The organism is Mesorhizobium sp. Root102, from assembly GCF_001425625.1.
In the GTDB taxonomy this organism is placed as follows: Bacteria; Pseudomonadota; Alphaproteobacteria; order Rhizobiales; family Rhizobiaceae; genus Mesorhizobium.
Genome location: NZ_LMCP01000014.1, coordinates 84054 through 97699, shown reverse-complemented (window position 1 = coordinate 97699; position 13646 = coordinate 84054). Strand labels below are relative to the sequence as shown.

At 61.8% G+C, this 13646-nt stretch carries 17 protein-coding genes; 9 read left to right on the top strand and 8 right to left on the bottom strand.

Going from position 1 to position 13646, the window contains the following annotated elements:
- Positions 1-6: 6 nt before the first annotated feature.
- The 4 genes from xylF to ASD12_RS15330 all read left to right on the top strand — a co-directional run bounded on the left by xylF (position 7) and on the right by ASD12_RS15330 (position 5154).
- Positions 7-1047, top strand: a complete 1041-nt coding sequence (gene xylF / locus ASD12_RS15345; RefSeq protein ID WP_056587413.1) for a D-xylose ABC transporter substrate-binding protein — start codon at positions 7-9, stop codon at positions 1045-1047.
- A gap of 143 nt (positions 1048-1190) precedes the next feature.
- A complete protein-coding gene (locus tag ASD12_RS15340; protein WP_056587411.1) occupies positions 1191-2543 on the top strand; it encodes a sugar ABC transporter permease in 1353 nt (450 codons plus the stop codon).
- Positions 2544-2554: 11 nt separating this feature from the next.
- Positions 2555-3355 carry an ATP-binding cassette domain-containing protein gene (locus tag ASD12_RS15335; protein ID WP_056587463.1) on the top strand — a complete coding sequence of 267 codons (801 nt, stop codon included), beginning with the start codon at positions 2555-2557 and terminating at the stop codon, positions 3353-3355.
- 161 nt (positions 3356-3516) lie between these two features.
- On the top strand, positions 3517-5154 hold the full coding sequence (locus tag ASD12_RS15330) for a CHASE domain-containing protein (protein ID WP_056587408.1): 1638 nt from the start codon (positions 3517-3519) through the stop codon (positions 5152-5154).
- Positions 5155-5243: 89 nt separating this feature from the next.
- Here the strand turns inward: ASD12_RS15330 and ASD12_RS15325 are convergent, their stop codons facing one another.
- The 6 genes from ASD12_RS15325 to ASD12_RS15305 all read right to left on the bottom strand — a co-directional run bounded on the left by ASD12_RS15325 (position 5244) and on the right by ASD12_RS15305 (position 8721).
- Positions 5244-5489, bottom strand: coding sequence for a YMGG-like glycine zipper-containing protein (locus tag ASD12_RS15325; RefSeq protein ID WP_015315393.1), 246 nt, complete (start codon positions 5487-5489; stop codon positions 5244-5246).
- Positions 5490-5574: 85 nt separating this feature from the next.
- Entirely contained in the window at positions 5575-5901 is a 327-nt protein-coding gene (locus tag ASD12_RS15320; protein WP_056587405.1) for a hypothetical protein, read from the bottom strand.
- A 113-nt stretch (positions 5902-6014) separates the two neighbouring features.
- The gene (locus ASD12_RS15315) at positions 6015-6179 is read right to left on the bottom strand and encodes a hypothetical protein (RefSeq protein ID WP_244482856.1); all 165 of its coding nucleotides are present in this window, start codon (positions 6177-6179) and stop codon (positions 6015-6017) included.
- Between the two features lie 154 nt (positions 6180-6333).
- Complete coding sequence (locus ASD12_RS15310; protein WP_056587400.1) at positions 6334-7365, bottom strand: sensor histidine kinase; 1032 nt, start codon at positions 7363-7365, stop codon at positions 6334-6336.
- 184 nt (positions 7366-7549) lie between these two features.
- The gene (locus ASD12_RS33195; RefSeq protein ID WP_013529282.1) at positions 7550-7717 is read right to left on the bottom strand and encodes a DUF1328 domain-containing protein; all 168 of its coding nucleotides are present in this window, start codon (positions 7715-7717) and stop codon (positions 7550-7552) included.
- 209 nt (positions 7718-7926) lie between these two features.
- Complete coding sequence (locus tag ASD12_RS15305; RefSeq protein WP_056587396.1) at positions 7927-8721, bottom strand: response regulator; 795 nt, start codon at positions 8719-8721, stop codon at positions 7927-7929.
- Between the two features lie 223 nt (positions 8722-8944).
- Here ASD12_RS15305 and ASD12_RS15300 point away from each other — a divergent pair, with 223 nt between their 5' ends.
- Both ASD12_RS15300 and ASD12_RS15295 read left to right on the top strand, forming a co-directional pair.
- Positions 8945-9148 carry a NepR family anti-sigma factor gene (locus ASD12_RS15300; protein ID WP_056587395.1) on the top strand — a complete coding sequence of 68 codons (204 nt, stop codon included), beginning with the start codon at positions 8945-8947 and terminating at the stop codon, positions 9146-9148.
- A gap of 3 nt (positions 9149-9151) precedes the next feature.
- Positions 9152-9703 carry a sigma-70 family RNA polymerase sigma factor gene (locus tag ASD12_RS15295; protein ID WP_056587392.1) on the top strand — a complete coding sequence of 184 codons (552 nt, stop codon included), beginning with the start codon at positions 9152-9154 and terminating at the stop codon, positions 9701-9703.
- A 42-nt stretch (positions 9704-9745) separates the two neighbouring features.
- Here ASD12_RS15295 and ASD12_RS15290 read toward each other — a convergent pair whose 3' ends face one another.
- Positions 9746-10126 carry a response regulator gene (locus ASD12_RS15290; protein ID WP_244482855.1) on the bottom strand — a complete coding sequence of 127 codons (381 nt, stop codon included), beginning with the start codon at positions 10124-10126 and terminating at the stop codon, positions 9746-9748.
- A 151-nt stretch (positions 10127-10277) separates the two neighbouring features.
- On the opposite strand from ASD12_RS15290, the gene ASD12_RS15285 reads away from it, so the two are divergent.
- From ASD12_RS15285 to ASD12_RS15275, 3 genes are all read left to right on the top strand, one after another.
- Positions 10278-11039 carry a Crp/Fnr family transcriptional regulator gene (locus tag ASD12_RS15285; protein ID WP_056587389.1) on the top strand — a complete coding sequence of 254 codons (762 nt, stop codon included), beginning with the start codon at positions 10278-10280 and terminating at the stop codon, positions 11037-11039.
- Positions 11040-11169: 130 nt separating this feature from the next.
- On the top strand, positions 11170-11496 hold the full coding sequence (locus tag ASD12_RS15280; protein WP_023811001.1) for a DUF883 family protein: 327 nt from the start codon (positions 11170-11172) through the stop codon (positions 11494-11496).
- Between the two features lie 11 nt (positions 11497-11507).
- A complete protein-coding gene (locus tag ASD12_RS15275) occupies positions 11508-11966 on the top strand; it encodes a hypothetical protein (protein WP_056587386.1) in 459 nt (152 codons plus the stop codon).
- Positions 11967-12055: 89 nt separating this feature from the next.
- Here ASD12_RS15275 and ASD12_RS15270 read toward each other — a convergent pair whose 3' ends face one another.
- The gene (locus ASD12_RS15270) at positions 12056-13588 is read right to left on the bottom strand and encodes an HWE histidine kinase domain-containing protein (protein ID WP_082525449.1); all 1533 of its coding nucleotides are present in this window, start codon (positions 13586-13588) and stop codon (positions 12056-12058) included.
- Between the last annotated feature and the right edge of the window lie 58 nt (positions 13589-13646).

Below are 13646 nucleotides of genomic sequence, written 5' to 3'. Positions count from 1 at the left end.
GATATTATGAAAAGATTCACAGCCGCCATCCTGGCGGGTGTCGCCATGTCGCTGACGCTCGCGTCGGTCGCGCAGGCGAAGGACAAGGTCATCGGCGTCTCGTGGTCCAACTTCCAGGAAGAGCGCTGGAAGACCGACGAGGCTGCCATGAAGACGGCGATCGAGGCAGCTGGCGACAAGTACATCTCCGCCGATGCGCAGTCCAATCCCGGCAAGCAGCTTACCGATGTCGAAAGCCTGATCTCGCAGGGCGCCAACTCGCTGATCATCCTGGCGCAGGATGCCTCGGCCATCGGCCCGGCGGTGCAGAAGGCGCTGGACGAAGGCATTCCGGTCGTCGGCTATGACCGTCTGATCGAGAACAAGGACGTCTTCTATCTGACCTTCGATAATAAGGAAGTCGGCCGCATGCAGGCCCGCGAAGTGTTCAAGGTCAAGCCGGAAGGCAACTATGTCTTCATCAAGGGCTCGGGTGCCGATCCGAATGCCGACTTCCTGTTCTCGGGCTCGATGGAAGTGCTCAAGGAAGCCATCGACAGCGGCAAGATCAAGAATGTCGGCGAGGCCTATACGGACGGCTGGCTGCCCGCCAACGCCCAGAAGAACATGGAACAGTTCCTCACCGCCAACGACAACAAGGTCGATGCCGTGGTCGCGGCCAATGACGGCACCGCCGGCGGCGTCGTCGCGGCGTTGACGGCCCAAGGGTTGGCCGGCACCGTGCCGGTCTCGGGTCAGGACGGCGACCACGCCGCGCTGAACCGCATCGCGCTCGGCACACAGACCGTGTCGGTGTGGAAGGACGCGCGCGAACTCGGCAAGAACGCCGCCGAGATCGCCTCACAGCTCGCCGATGGCAAGAAGACGAGCGACATTGCCGGCGCCAAGGACTTCACGACGCCGGGCGGCAACACCGTCAAGTCGCTGTTCCTGACCCCGGTTGCCATCACCAAGGATAATCTCAACGTCGTCATCGACGCCGGCTGGATCAAGAAGGACGAAGTCTGCGCGGGCGTCGCCGCCGGCAGCGTCGCGGCCTGCAACTGATCTGGATCACTTCGAAATATCTGAACGCCGCGGCCCAAAAGCCGCGGCGTTTTCTCAAATAGATTTGTGTTTCCGCATCACGCAGATAGCTTCTAGGCTGGGTCCGGCATCCGCGTCAGACGGCCAGCCGGTGGGAGGAAATCATGACCGACACGACGTCCAACCCGCAGGCCGACACAGCGCGTGCCTCGGAGCTCGGCGCGGTCGCCCGGTTCCTGAAGGCGACCGAGATCGATACCCGCATGCTCGGGATGATCGGCGCCCTGCTGATCATCTGGATCGGGCTGCATGTCATTTCCAGCCTGCGCCTCGGCGTCAATCCTTTCGATTTCGACAGCCGCACCTTTCTCACGCCGCGCAATCTGTGGAACCTGTCGGTGCAGACATCGGCGGTCGCCATTATGGCCTGCGGCATGGTGCTGGTCATCGTCATGCGCAACATCGACCTGTCCGTCGGTTCCGCCGAGGGCCTGATCGGCATGGTGATGGGCTTTGCCCAGGTGCATTTCCTGGTGCGGTTTGTCGGGCTCGAACTCGGCAATCCGTGGATCTGGGTCCTGGCATTGGTCATCGGCCTGGCGCTCGGCCTGCTGATCGGAGCCTTTCAAGGCTTCGTCATCGCCTATCTCGAAGTGCCCGCCTTTATCGTGACGCTGGGCGGCCTGCTGGTCTGGCGCGGTGCCGCCTGGTGGGTCACGAGCGGCCAGACGGTGGCGCCGCTTGACGCCACCTTTCAGCTCATGGGCGGCGGGCCGGCGGGCTCGATCGGCGCGACCTGGAGCTGGGTCGTCGGGATCGTCGCCTGCCTTGCCGTGGTGTCTGCACTGTTCAACGGTCGAGTGCAGCGCAAGCGTTTCCGGTTTCCGCTACGTCCGATCTGGGCCGAAGCGCTGCTCGGCGTCGTCACCTGCGCCGTCATCATGGGCGCGGTCTGGCTCGCCAATTCCTATCCCTGGCCGATCGGCATCGTCAACAGGTATGCGGCCGCCAACAACATCACCGTTCCCGAAGGCGGCCTGTTCATCGCCCATGGCATCGCCATACCGGTGCTGATGGCGATCGCCGTCGGGCTGGTCATGACCTTCATCACAAACCGCACCCGGTTCGGCCGCTATGTCTTTGCCATCGGCGGCAATCCGGAGGCTGCCAATCTCGCCGGCATCAACACGCGCTGGGTCACCATGAAGGTGTTCATGATCATGGGCGTGCTGGCCACGATCGCCGCCGCGATCTCCTCGGCCCGGCAGAATTCGGCGACCAACGTGCTTGGAACGCTGGACGAGCTGCTGGTCATTGCAGCCGCCGTCATTGGCGGCACGTCGCTCGCCGGCGGCTCGGGAACGATCATCGGCGCCATGCTCGGCGCGCTGCTGATGCAGTCGCTGCAGTCCGGCATGGTGCTGCTCGGCGTCGATTCGCCGCTGCAGAGCATCGTCGTCGGCGCCGTGCTGGTTGTCGCCGTCTGGCTCGACACCGTCTATCGCAAGCGCGTCTAGGAGGCATGGCCATGACAGACAAGATTGCTCCTGCAGCCACCGCACTGATCGATATGCGCAACATCTCGATCGCGTTTGGCGGCATTCGCGCCGTCGACGACGCCTCGATCGATCTTTTCCCCGGCGAGGTCGTGGCGCTGCTCGGCCATAACGGCGCCGGCAAGTCGACGCTGATCAAGATCCTGTCCGGCGCCTACAAGCGCGACTCGGGCCAGATCTTCGTCAATGGCGAGGAGGCATCGATCTCCAACCCGCGCGACGCCAAGAAATACGGGATCGAGACGATCTACCAGACGCTGGCATTGGCCGACAATGTCGATGCCGCCGCCAATCTGTTCCTCGGCCGTGAGCTGATGACCGCCTGGGGCACGCTCGACGACGTCGCCATGGAGGCTGAGGCGCGCAAGGTTATGGGCCGGCTCAATCCCCGCTTCCAGCGCTTCAAGGAGCCGGTGATCAAGCTGTCGGGCGGACAGCGGCAATCGGTGGCGATCGCGCGCGCGATCCTGTTCAACGCACGCATCCTGATCATGGACGAGCCGACGGCAGCGCTTGGCCCGCAGGAAACGGCGCAGGTCGGCGAACTGGTCAAGCAGCTAAAGTCCGACGGCATCGGCATCTTCCTGATCAGCCACGATATCCACGATGTGTTCGAGCTTGCCGACCGGGTCTGCGTCATGAAGAACGGCCAGGTCGTCGGCACCGCGCGCACCACCGACGTGACCCAGGACGAAGTGCTCGGCATGATCATTCTGGGCAAATGCCCGCCCGGCGCCATTCCCGGACCAGGCGCGCTGAAGATCGCTGCCTGAAGCCTTCCGGCTGACGCCGCCCCTCTTGGCCAAACAGGGTGCAGGATCGCTGGTTGCCGCCCATGTGATATGCCAGCCGTCAGGATGGCTTGGCCTTGCCATTGTGTTGGCACGGCGAGTTGCTCATAAAGGCCCGACATGCTCAGGGACCGCATCATCCGTTGAAGAAGCTTTTTCCAATCGTCGCGTTCATTGCCGTTGCGCTGATCAGCATGACGATGGCCGGGTTCGCCTATTTTGCGACGCAGGAGGCCGCCCGCATCAAGTTCGATGCGACGGCCGACGACGCGCTCAACCGGATCGAGAGCCGCATCGACCTGCACTTGTCGCTGCTGCGCTCGATGCGAGCCCTGTTCGACGCCCGCAACGGCGATATTTCCGGCAACGAGTTCAAGGCGTTCTTCAAAGCGCTCGATGTCGACAACAATTTTGCCGGCTTGCGCGGTATCGGCTATCTCAGGCTTGCGAAGACCGGAGACGAGGCGGCGGTCGAGCGCGATATGCTGCACGACCATGGCGTCAACCATCCAATCTTTCCTGACACCACGCAGCCCTGGCGCGCGCCCATCGTGCTGTTCGAGCCGCTAGACCCGTCCAACCAGGGCTGCATCGGCTACGACATGTTCAGCGAACCGGTGCGGCGGGCGGCGATCGAAAAGGCAATGTCGGACGACGACCAGCACGCCAGCGGGCTGGTGCAGCTGGGCCAGGACACCGGTGCCGCGCAGACGTTCACCGGCTTCCTCGTCTTCGTGCGGCTCAATATTGAAACCGCACCCGACGTCATCAATGCGTCCAGATCCTCCACGGCCGGTTTTCTCTATGCGGCCTTTCGGGCTCGCGACCTTTTCCAGACCGCGCTCAGCCGGTCGCCGCTGCTGCCGGTCAACACCGAAATCTACGACGGCGACGGTGCGGTGAATGGCGATAATCTGTTGTTCCGGTCGGAGACGCCCCCGGCTTCGACCTTCGGGGACAGACTGCTGGTCACGCGCAAGATCATGGTGGCCGGCCGGCCATGGACTGTCCTGTTCCGGCCGACGAGCGCCTTCTCGCAGCCGTCGTCGCGCGCCGTTCCGGTGATGCTGGGGCTATTCGGCCTGTTGCTGGCGGGCGCCATCGCGCTGGTGGCACGGTATCAGGAGCGGGCCTATGAGGCGGCGTCGCGCTTGCACGAAACGACGGAAAAGAGCCTGCTCGAAAAAGACCTGATGCTGCAGGAGATGAAGCACCGCATCAAGAATTCGATCACCAGGGTCCTGGCGATCGCACGCCAGACGGCATCGCGTGCCACCGACGTCAATGAGTTTTCCGAATCTTTCTCGGCCAGGCTGCAGGCGATGGCGGCGTCCCAGGACATGCTGACACGCTCGCGGTGGCAGAAGGCCGATCTTGGCGATCTCCTGCGCATCGAGTTGGGTCAGGTGTTCGGCAAGGAGTTGCCCGAAGGGCTGTTGTCGGGACCACAAGTGCTGCTCGACGAAACCACGACGCAAGCGCTCGGCCTGACATTCCACGAGCTGGCGACGAATGCGCTGAAATACTGCGAACCCGGCGATTCGCTCAAGGGAGATTGGTCTCTGAAGGTGGACTGGTCGCTGGAAGGGCGTGGGCGCGACAGGACGCTGGCTCTCAACTGGCGCGAAACCGGACAGAAGAAACTCGAAGCGCCCGCCAAGACCGGATTCGGCACCAAGCTGATCGATCTCAACGTCACGCGCGAATTGCGCGGCACGATCAAGCGTGATTTCCGGGCCAATGGGCTGAATGTGGAAATCAGAATCCCTCTGGCAAACTGACGGCGATCGTCAGGCGGCCAGCATCAAACATCGAAAATCCGGAGACCGACGGACCGGTCTCCGGATCGACGTTTCGATTATCGCTCGAACTAGTTGCAGCGCGCCGTATAGATCCGGCCGCGATGATCGCGATACTGGCAATAGCCATTGCGCAGGTTGCGCACCAGCAGGCCGGAACCGGCACCGACTGCGGCGCCGATCAGCGCGCCCTTGCCGCCGCCGACCAGACCGCCGACACCGGCGCCGATCAGGCCGCCGCCAACCACGTCCTGTTCGGTCGAGGTGCAGCCACTGACCGCGACCACAGCAACCATGGCGATAAGTATCTTCCGCATAGAGTCACTCCTCACTTTTTGTCCTCACTTTAAATAAGCTCCGACCGCGATTTAGCATGAAATGGCGCCCTTTGCCCGCTCGAATTTATTGTTGGCTAAGATAGTCTTTTTCGGGGCGCGTCAAGTTCGACGCAACCACGATATTCGAAATCTCCAAGGATGCGTCGAGACTACCGTCCCGGCCGACCTTCCACACCACCTGATCGTAGTCGTCTTCGAGCGCCGGGTCGACCGCAAGGCATTTGGCGACGATGTGCTGAGCCTGTCCTTCAACGTCGCCCATGGCGAACGGGCGTTCGGCGACACATTGGTCGGCGGTTTCGAAAACGCTGACAGGGATCTGCAGCTCACGGCAATCGGCCATCGTGTTCGAGCAGCCGATGACCAGCAGCAATGCAGCAATGTGTTCCATGACGATAATGTCCTCTCGCCACGGTAACGGTCCACATTCCGCAAAGTTCCTGCGCTGCGAGACCTACCGGCGAATTAACATGGGATCGACCAAGGCCGCAGGTGGCGCGGACGTCAGTAAGCCAGTTGGAAGAGGACGACCGTGACGATAGCCGCGGCCAGACCCAGAGCGACAAGGTGCAACGAAGCGTGAGGAACAGGCGGCAGCGGTGGCGCGGATGCCTCGGAGTCTTCAAACTCGCCCATGGACATCCGAGCGGCCTGTTCCAGTCTGTTCATGCCGGCTACCGTCAAGGCATTCCTCCCGCACCATGCTGCAAGTCCTGCTGCGGAAATGTCCGAAGATGCAACAGGTTCCGGCGGTATTTGGGAAACACAGCATCGGCTTTTATGGTGAACCGCCGGTTAAGAAACTGGCGTAGATGCGGGTCGCTCAGTCCGTCTCGAAATTGCCGTGCGGAACGACAAGGCGGTATTCTAGGCGACCAGCCGCGATTTCAAGCGTCGCCTTACCATTCAGCGATGCCGGCACGACCCGTTCGAGTGTGACACTGCCAAAGCGCTTCTCGCTACGCCTGTTATCATTGGCTCCGATCGCTTCGGCCCATGTCAGAGACAGGGAGGTCCCAGTGTGGTCGGCGGTCAGGTTGGCTGTAACCTCGACGAATCCATCGGGCCGCGACAGGGCGCCATAGCTCACCGAGTTGACGGCGAGTTCATGCATGGCAAGGCCGATATGCAGGGCAGCGTTCGGATTGAGATAAGGGTTTGCCCCCTGAAAGCGCAGGCTTCTCACCGGATCCCCGCCGTAGCGGCCAACCTGGCCCGATACCAGTTCGCGAAGTGCGGCACCCCGCCAGTTGGAAGAGGTGACGAGATCCTGAGACGAAGCCAGCGATTGCAGCCGGCCGCGAAAGCGTGTCAGGAAATCACCAATGCCGTCGGAATAGCGCCCGGTCTGGGTGGCTATGCTTTGAATGATCGCCAGCAGGTTTTTCGAGCGATGGCTGACTTCGCGCAACAGCGTCGTCAGGGTCTGCTCACGACGTTTCTGCTCGGTCGTTTCGACCATCGTGGTGACGACGCCTTGCACCGTGCCGCCATCGCCATGGTCGGCATCGATCCAGACGTAAAACCAACGGATGCCATCCTCGACGGGAACGCTGATCTCGAGACGTTGCGGGTTGCCGGATGCGATGACGTCGCGCTTGGCTTCGCCAATGCGATCGGCCTGCGCCGCCGGCAGTATGCCGTTGCCGTCGGCAGTGTCGGAAACCCAGGGCGCGCGCATGTTGCGCGCCCATACGGTTTTCATCTCGCGATCCTGATAGAGAACAGAAATACCGGCATTGTGCAACGCATGGAGAAGAGCCCGTCCAAGCTGCATGCCGCTTTCGGCAGGATGCAGGGCGATGACTTCATCGCTTTGCACGTCGTCTTTCCTATCTCCGGTTCTGGAACGCATAGGCCAATCTGTCCACCCAACTCAGGCTGAACGGCTCACTGTTGAATGGGTTCCCAAAAGAGGTTTCCCGAAAATCAGCCGCCAAAAACGGTCCGCCGGACGGTGCCCTTTGCAGGATACCGCCCGGCGGTGGCTGGAAACCGTTTGAGGGGTGCGGCTTCCAGTGTTCGGTCGCCGTTCGTCCTCACGATGCCCGTTTGAACAGGCCCGCAAGAAGCGAAATGACCAGGAAAGCGAGAAAGATGAAAAACAATATCTGCGCTATGCCGGCAGACGTACCGGCGATGCCGCCGAAACCAAGCGCGCCGGCGATGATCGCCACGACGAGAAATACGAGCGCCCAGTAAAGCATGATCCATCTCCTTCGAATGGTGCGATGAAAACGTGAGTAGATGCGGTTTGTTCCACCCTTTGCGGAAAAAGACGATGCTTGCAAATCGTTCGGAGCAGGAGGGCGCATGAATTTCGCTGACGACGGTTCCGCTTTGCCAAAAGGCCGCCCGATGCATCGCATCAAGCGGCCTTCAATATCGTGTCGTGCTGTCAGGACGTACTGCGAGCCTATGCCGCGGCTTTGGCCTGACGGTCGAAGAACAGCGCCTGGCTGATCAGCGCCTTGACCATGTCGGGATTGAACGGCTTGGTAACCAGGAAGGCCGGCTCGGGACGCTCGCCAGTCAACAGACGCTCGGGAAAGGCGGTGATGAAGATGACCGGCACCGATGTCGACGACAGGATCTCGTTCACGGCCTCAATGCCCGAACTGCCGTCGGCAAGCTGGATGTCGGCGAGCACCATTTTCGGCCGTGTCTTGCCGAACATCATCACCGCCTCAGCATGGGTGCGCGCCGTTCCGACGACGCGGTGCCCGAGGCTCTCGACCATTTCTTCTATATCCATGGCGATCAGCGGTTCATCCTCGATGATCAGCACGTCGGTTGCCACCTGACGGGATATCTCGTTGCTTGCCTGGGCAAGCAACTCGGAAAACTCCTGGTCGCCGACGTCGAGAATTTCGGCCGCCTCGTCCTCGCTGAAGCCTTCGACGGCAACGAGCAGGAAGGCCTGGCGCGGGCGCGGCGCAATTGCATTCAGATTGGCCGCGGCGCGCTGTTCCCATGCCGATTGCGCGTGCTCCTGTGGGACGCGGATCGCCACCGATGTGAACAGCTTGGCAAAAACCTTGTACAGCGCGATGCGGTCGGTCGATGCCTCGGGAAAGATCTCGACATCGGCGATGATGGCTTCGAGCATTGCGGCGACCAGCGCATCGCCACTCTCCTGCGATCCGGAAACGGCCCGCGAGAAGCGGCGCAGGAATGGCAGGTTTGGTGCGATGGTGGCGGATAAACTCATGATAAGACGTCTCCCTCAGAATGACGTGATTGCATAGATTGCAGGTCAAGCTGATTGCAAGCCCGGTCAAACAACGCCGATCTTGAGAAAAAGTTCCGGCCTCGATGGAACTAATGCGTCGCGACTGCGTTTGAAGTCGGGATGGGCAACCAGACGAGGGTGTCGCTTGCGTTGTGTCGAGTAATATTGTGAGCGGCTTGGGCGCTGGGAATACAAGGGCAGAATGAAGGATATGACGAAAGATATTCTGGCTGGCGCCGAGAGCAGGCGCCGGAATGGTGCCGGTGACGCCCTTGGGCCGAACTCCGAAATCGGGCGCAAACTCAAACAATATTACGACGAGCTGGTCTCCGACGATGTGCCGGATCGCTTTTCCCAGTTGCTTAGCCAGCTGGAACAGGCCGAACCCACACAGAAGAAGGACTGAGGCATGGCAGCGGTCTCCCAAGGCTTCAAGACCGATCTGCTTGGGGCGATCCCAAGCCTGCGCGCCTTTGCGGTATCGCTGACGCAAAATGCCGACAAGGCCGACGACCTCGTCCAGGAAACGCTGGTCAAGGCGTGGGACAAGCATGAAAGCTTCCAGCCTGGCACCAATCTCAAGGCGTGGCTTTTCACCATCCTGCGCAATGAATTCTATTCGCAGATGCGCAAGCGTGGACGTGAAGTGCAAGATAGCGACGGCATCATGACGGCCAGGCTTGCCGTTCATCCGGCTCAGCATGGCCAGCTCGACCTGAAGGATTTTCGCGGGGCGCTGGAGCAATTGCCGGAGGACCAGCGCGAAGCCATCATCCTCATCGGTGCGTCGGGTTTCTCCTACGAGGAGGCCGCCGAGATTTGCGGTTGCGCGGTCGGGACGATCAAGAGCCGCGTCAGCCGAGCCCGCACACGCTTGCAGGAGATCCTGAAAATATCAGGCGAAGACGAGTATGGTCCGGATGCGATTTCGACCCAGGTAACGGGCTCGCCGGCCAGCTGACCTGCAATCGCCAGGCGCCATCCGCAATGATCGGGATCGCGCTCAACCGGGAGAAGCGCGTCCGCAGGCTGCCGCCACCGCTTGCACGAGGTCTTCACCCGAATAGGGTTTGCCGACCAGCCTGACGCCCGGAAAGGATGCCTTGATTTCATCGGCATCCGAATAGCCCGACGCAAACACGAAAGGTACGCCTGCCGCGCGCAGCCCCGAGGCGAAATCGAGTGTCGAGGTGCCTCCCAGCATGAGGTCGACAATGGCCGCGTCGAATTGCGTGGCGACTTCCCGGCCATCGACCTCGGTCAGATCGCGGGCGATGACCACCTCGCCGGCGCCGTGGTCACGGCAAAGCTGCTCGACATCCATGGCGATGAGAAATTCGTCCTCCAGGACGAGAATCCGCAATCCGTCAAGCAATGTGGGCACAGGCAAGGACTCCTTGAAACGTATGGAGTCATGATCGCTAATTGGCGTGCTGTCATTTAAAAAAGACATGTGGGCAGTGGCGGAACCTCAATCCTTGCAACGCGTTGAAACGCAGCTCCTCCAAAGAGCGGGCTTTCGAAGAGGGGTCGAAATGTCAGCCCAGAACAGTCGCGCCTTCTCCAGCCGCCAATATCCTTGCGAGAACTGCCCGTTGCGGCCGTTGCCGATTTTTCGCGACTTCGAAAAACAGGAGCTGGCCTTCATCAGTACATTCAAGAAGGGCGAACTCGCCGTCGACAAGGGGGCTACCGTGCTGGTCGAGGGTAGCCACAGCGCCCATCTCTACACCGTTCTCTCCGGCTGGGCATTCCGCTACAAGCTGTTGCGAGACGGTCGCCGACAGATCCTCAACTATCTCATGCCCGGCGATCTGATCGGCCTGCAGGGCAGTGTGATGGGCGAGATGCAGCATTCCGTAGAGGCCCTGTCGCCGATGCTACTGTGCGTTTTCGAGCGTGAGTATCTGCACGAGCTCTACCGCAATCATCCAGGGCTGGCCTACGACATCACCTGGATCGCCTCGCGCGAAGAGCGCATGCTGGATGAAAATCTGCTCAGCCTCGGGCGTCGCAGCGCGATCGAGCGCGCCGCCTATCTTATCGCCTTCATCGCCAGCCGGGCCAAGGTCGTCGGGCTGAACGGCAAGCAGTCCATCCAGATACCGATCACGCAACAACACATCGCCGACACCCTCGGCCTGTCGCTGGTTCATACAAACAAGACGATCCGCAAGCTGATGGATCGCAAGCTGATCGTCTGGCGCGACGGCGGTTGCGAGGTCACCGACATTGAAGGGCTCAAGCGGCTCGCTGGATGGGAAGGGCTGGGCGAGGCGCGCCGGCCGCTGATCTGACGAAGCGCGTTTTTGCCAGAGCCGTCGGATCGGGTGCGCGCGGATGCGTTTTCGGCTACTTTGTCCCCCAATGCCGGAACCTTGAGGCGCGCGGCGCGTTTGAAATCGAGCAATCACAAGGAGTTAAGCCATGGCAACTGCCGCAGGAAAGACCGCAAACGACGCCCGCGCAAATGCGGACCTGGAAGCCGACATCAGGCAATTGAAGGCCGACATCGACAAGCTCACCAAGCAATTGGCCAAGACCGGCGAGCATGGCTATGGCACTGCCCGTCGCGCGGCCACGGAAGGGGTCGAGCAGCTGCGCGCGCAGGGCGAAGCAGCCTTTGACAGTCTGCGCAGCAACGCCAAGGACATCGAAGCGCAGATGATGGCAAGCGTGCGTGAAAAGCCGGTGACGTCATTGGCGATCGCTGCCGGCGTCGGCTTCCTCTTCGCGCTCATCGCACGTCGCTAGTCGGTTCGCAGATGGGAATGCTCGCATCCCTACTTTCAGGTCTCGCCTCGGGCGAAACCGTTGCCGCCATGCGCCGGGCGCGCACGGCGGCAATCGTTTATGGGCTCGCCCTGTCGGCAGCGCTTTGTGGTCTCGGCTTTCTGGTCGGGGCAGCCTATATCTGGGCGGCGATGCGCTACGGGTCGCTTGCCGCCGCACTGGGCTTTGGCGCCGGTTTTCTGGTGCTTGCCGGGCTGATCCTGCTGATTTACCAGATATCCGCAGGCTCGCGCGCCCGGCGTCGGGCGCAACGCCGCAATGCCGACATGAAGGCGATCGGCATCACCGCCGCACTCGCCGTGCTGCCGACGCTGCTCAAGGGAAAAGGCGGTCTCGGCGTCATTCTGGGTCCAGCCGTAGCGCTCGCGGCTTATGCGATCTACCGCGAGAATGTGAAATCCGACGATCCGGATGAGAGCGAGCGGAAATAGACCTGTGTTTTCCTTTGACCATGATCTCTGGACAAACGGAACCCGTTTGTCCGCGAAAACCGGTTTCCACTTTTCGGGATCATGGTCTGTCACTTCGACAGATCTTCCAGCGGCATCGATATTTCGGCAAACACCCCTTCCGGCCGGAACTCATGGGTCACTTCGCTTGAAATGACCTTGGCAAGGCTGCGGCGGATGAGGATCGAGCCGAAGCCGTGCCGTTCCGGCGGGGCGACTTGCGGACCGCCGCTTTCGCGCCAGGTCAGCACAAGGCGCCGGGCACCCTTCCTGCCTTGCGTCTTCCAGCCGAGATCAACCTTGCCCGATACCACCGACAGCGATCCATATTGCAGTGCATTGCTGCCCAGTTCATGCAGGATCAGGCCAAGCCCGACGGCCTGGTCGGGCGACAGCAGCAAGTCGTCGCCGGAGATCGTCATGCGCGGCTGCTCGGCCGTTTCGAATGGCCTGACCTCAATCTGGACGAGTTCGCGGATGCCGATGCCGCGCCACTCGCGGTCCGACAACAGATTGTGGGCGATGCCCAGGGCCTGAAGCCGGGCGCCGAAGGCCTCGAGGAACTCGCTCGGCTGGCGGGCATGGCGCACGGTTTGCGTCGCCAGCGCCTGGACGGTCGCCAGCGTATTCTTGACGCGATGGTTGAGCTCACGCAGCAACAGCCGTTGCCGTTCGTCGCCAAGCTTGCGCTCCGAGATGTCGTAGTTGACGCCGAAGATCAGCGTCGGCTTGCCGTCGCCGTCACGCTCGATGACACGGCCGCGCGTGACGAGCCAGCGCGGCGGATGAAAGCCCTTCACCCGGTATTCGCCGAAATAGTCGTCGCTGCCGGTCAAGGCGTCGCGAAAGCGGGTTTCGGTCTGGTAGACGTCGCGCGGATCGATGGCGGTGAGGATGTCGCGCGCCCGCAGCCGGTTCGAGCGCGGCAAGTTGAACAGCTCCGACAGCAAGGTGTCGCATTCGATGATGTCGGTGCGGATGTCCCACGCCCAGCTGGCGAGCGACGCCGCGTCGAGCGCGATGGCGCGTCGTTTCTCCTCACGCGCCAGTGCGGCCTCGGCGATGGCGCCGCTGCGGGTCGCGTCCTTCAAGGTGAACAGGCTGGCGGCGAGGCTGGCGAGCGCCTTCAACTGGTCGAGCTCGGCGCGGGATGGAAAGGCATGCGGCTTGCGGTCGAGAACGCACAGCGTGCCGATGCGGGCACCTGCCACGACCATCGGCGCGCCGGCATAGAAGCGGACATGGTGCTTGCCGGTGACCAGCGGGTTGGCCTTGAAACGAGGGTCCGTCGTTGCATCCGCCACCACCATCGGCTCGTCGCCGGCGGCAATCGCATGAGCGCAAAAGGAGATGTCGGTCGCGGTTTCGGTCTCGTCCAGCCCGAAGCAGGATTTGAACCACTGCCGCTCGTGGTCGACGAGCGTGACCAGGGCGATTGGCACCTGCATCACCGCTGCGGCAAGGCTGCTGATGCGGTCGAAATCCGGGTCTGCCGCCGTATCCAGCATCTCCAGCCCATGTAGCACGGCCAGCCGGTCTTCGGCGCTAACCGCCCGCGCAACGTCAGCCGGCAGATCCGGCACTCTTTCCGCCTTATTATTCACCCAGGTCCCCGTTGCCCCGTCTTCGTAGTCGCTTCGCCGGTCTGTCTGTCCAGAACCA

What these genes read in the sequence shown, in the direction of transcription:
- xylF (WP_056587413.1), top strand. Translation starts at nt 7, where the DNA reads ATGAAAAGATTCACAGCCGCCATCCTGGCGGGTGTCGCCATGTCGCTG.
- ASD12_RS15340 (WP_056587411.1), top strand. Translation starts at nt 1,191, where the DNA reads ATGACCGACACGACGTCCAACCCGCAGGCCGACACAGCGCGTGCCTCG.
- ASD12_RS15335 (WP_056587463.1), top strand. Translation starts at nt 2,555, where the DNA reads ATGACAGACAAGATTGCTCCTGCAGCCACCGCACTGATCGATATGCGC.
- ASD12_RS15325 (WP_015315393.1), bottom strand. Translation starts at nt 5,489, where the DNA reads ATGCGGAAGATACTTATCGCCATGGTTGCTGTGGTCGCGGTCAGTGGC.
- ASD12_RS15320 (WP_056587405.1), bottom strand. Translation starts at nt 5,901, where the DNA reads ATGGAACACATTGCTGCATTGCTGCTGGTCATCGGCTGCTCGAACACG.
- ASD12_RS15315 (WP_244482856.1), bottom strand. Translation starts at nt 6,179, where the DNA reads ATGAACAGACTGGAACAGGCCGCTCGGATGTCCATGGGCGAGTTTGAA.
- ASD12_RS15310 (WP_056587400.1), bottom strand. Translation starts at nt 7,365, where the DNA reads ATGCGTTCCAGAACCGGAGATAGGAAAGACGACGTGCAAAGCGATGAA.
- ASD12_RS33195 (WP_013529282.1), bottom strand. Translation starts at nt 7,717, where the DNA reads ATGCTTTACTGGGCGCTCGTATTTCTCGTCGTGGCGATCATCGCCGGC.
- ASD12_RS15305 (WP_056587396.1), bottom strand. Translation starts at nt 8,721, where the DNA reads ATGAGTTTATCCGCCACCATCGCACCAAACCTGCCATTCCTGCGCCGC.
- ASD12_RS15300 (WP_056587395.1), top strand. Translation starts at nt 8,945, where the DNA reads ATGAAGGATATGACGAAAGATATTCTGGCTGGCGCCGAGAGCAGGCGC.
- ASD12_RS15295 (WP_056587392.1), top strand. Translation starts at nt 9,152, where the DNA reads ATGGCAGCGGTCTCCCAAGGCTTCAAGACCGATCTGCTTGGGGCGATC.
- ASD12_RS15285 (WP_056587389.1), top strand. Translation starts at nt 10,278, where the DNA reads ATGTCAGCCCAGAACAGTCGCGCCTTCTCCAGCCGCCAATATCCTTGC.
- ASD12_RS15280 (WP_023811001.1), top strand. Translation starts at nt 11,170, where the DNA reads ATGGCAACTGCCGCAGGAAAGACCGCAAACGACGCCCGCGCAAATGCG.
- ASD12_RS15275 (WP_056587386.1), top strand. Translation starts at nt 11,508, where the DNA reads ATGGGAATGCTCGCATCCCTACTTTCAGGTCTCGCCTCGGGCGAAACC.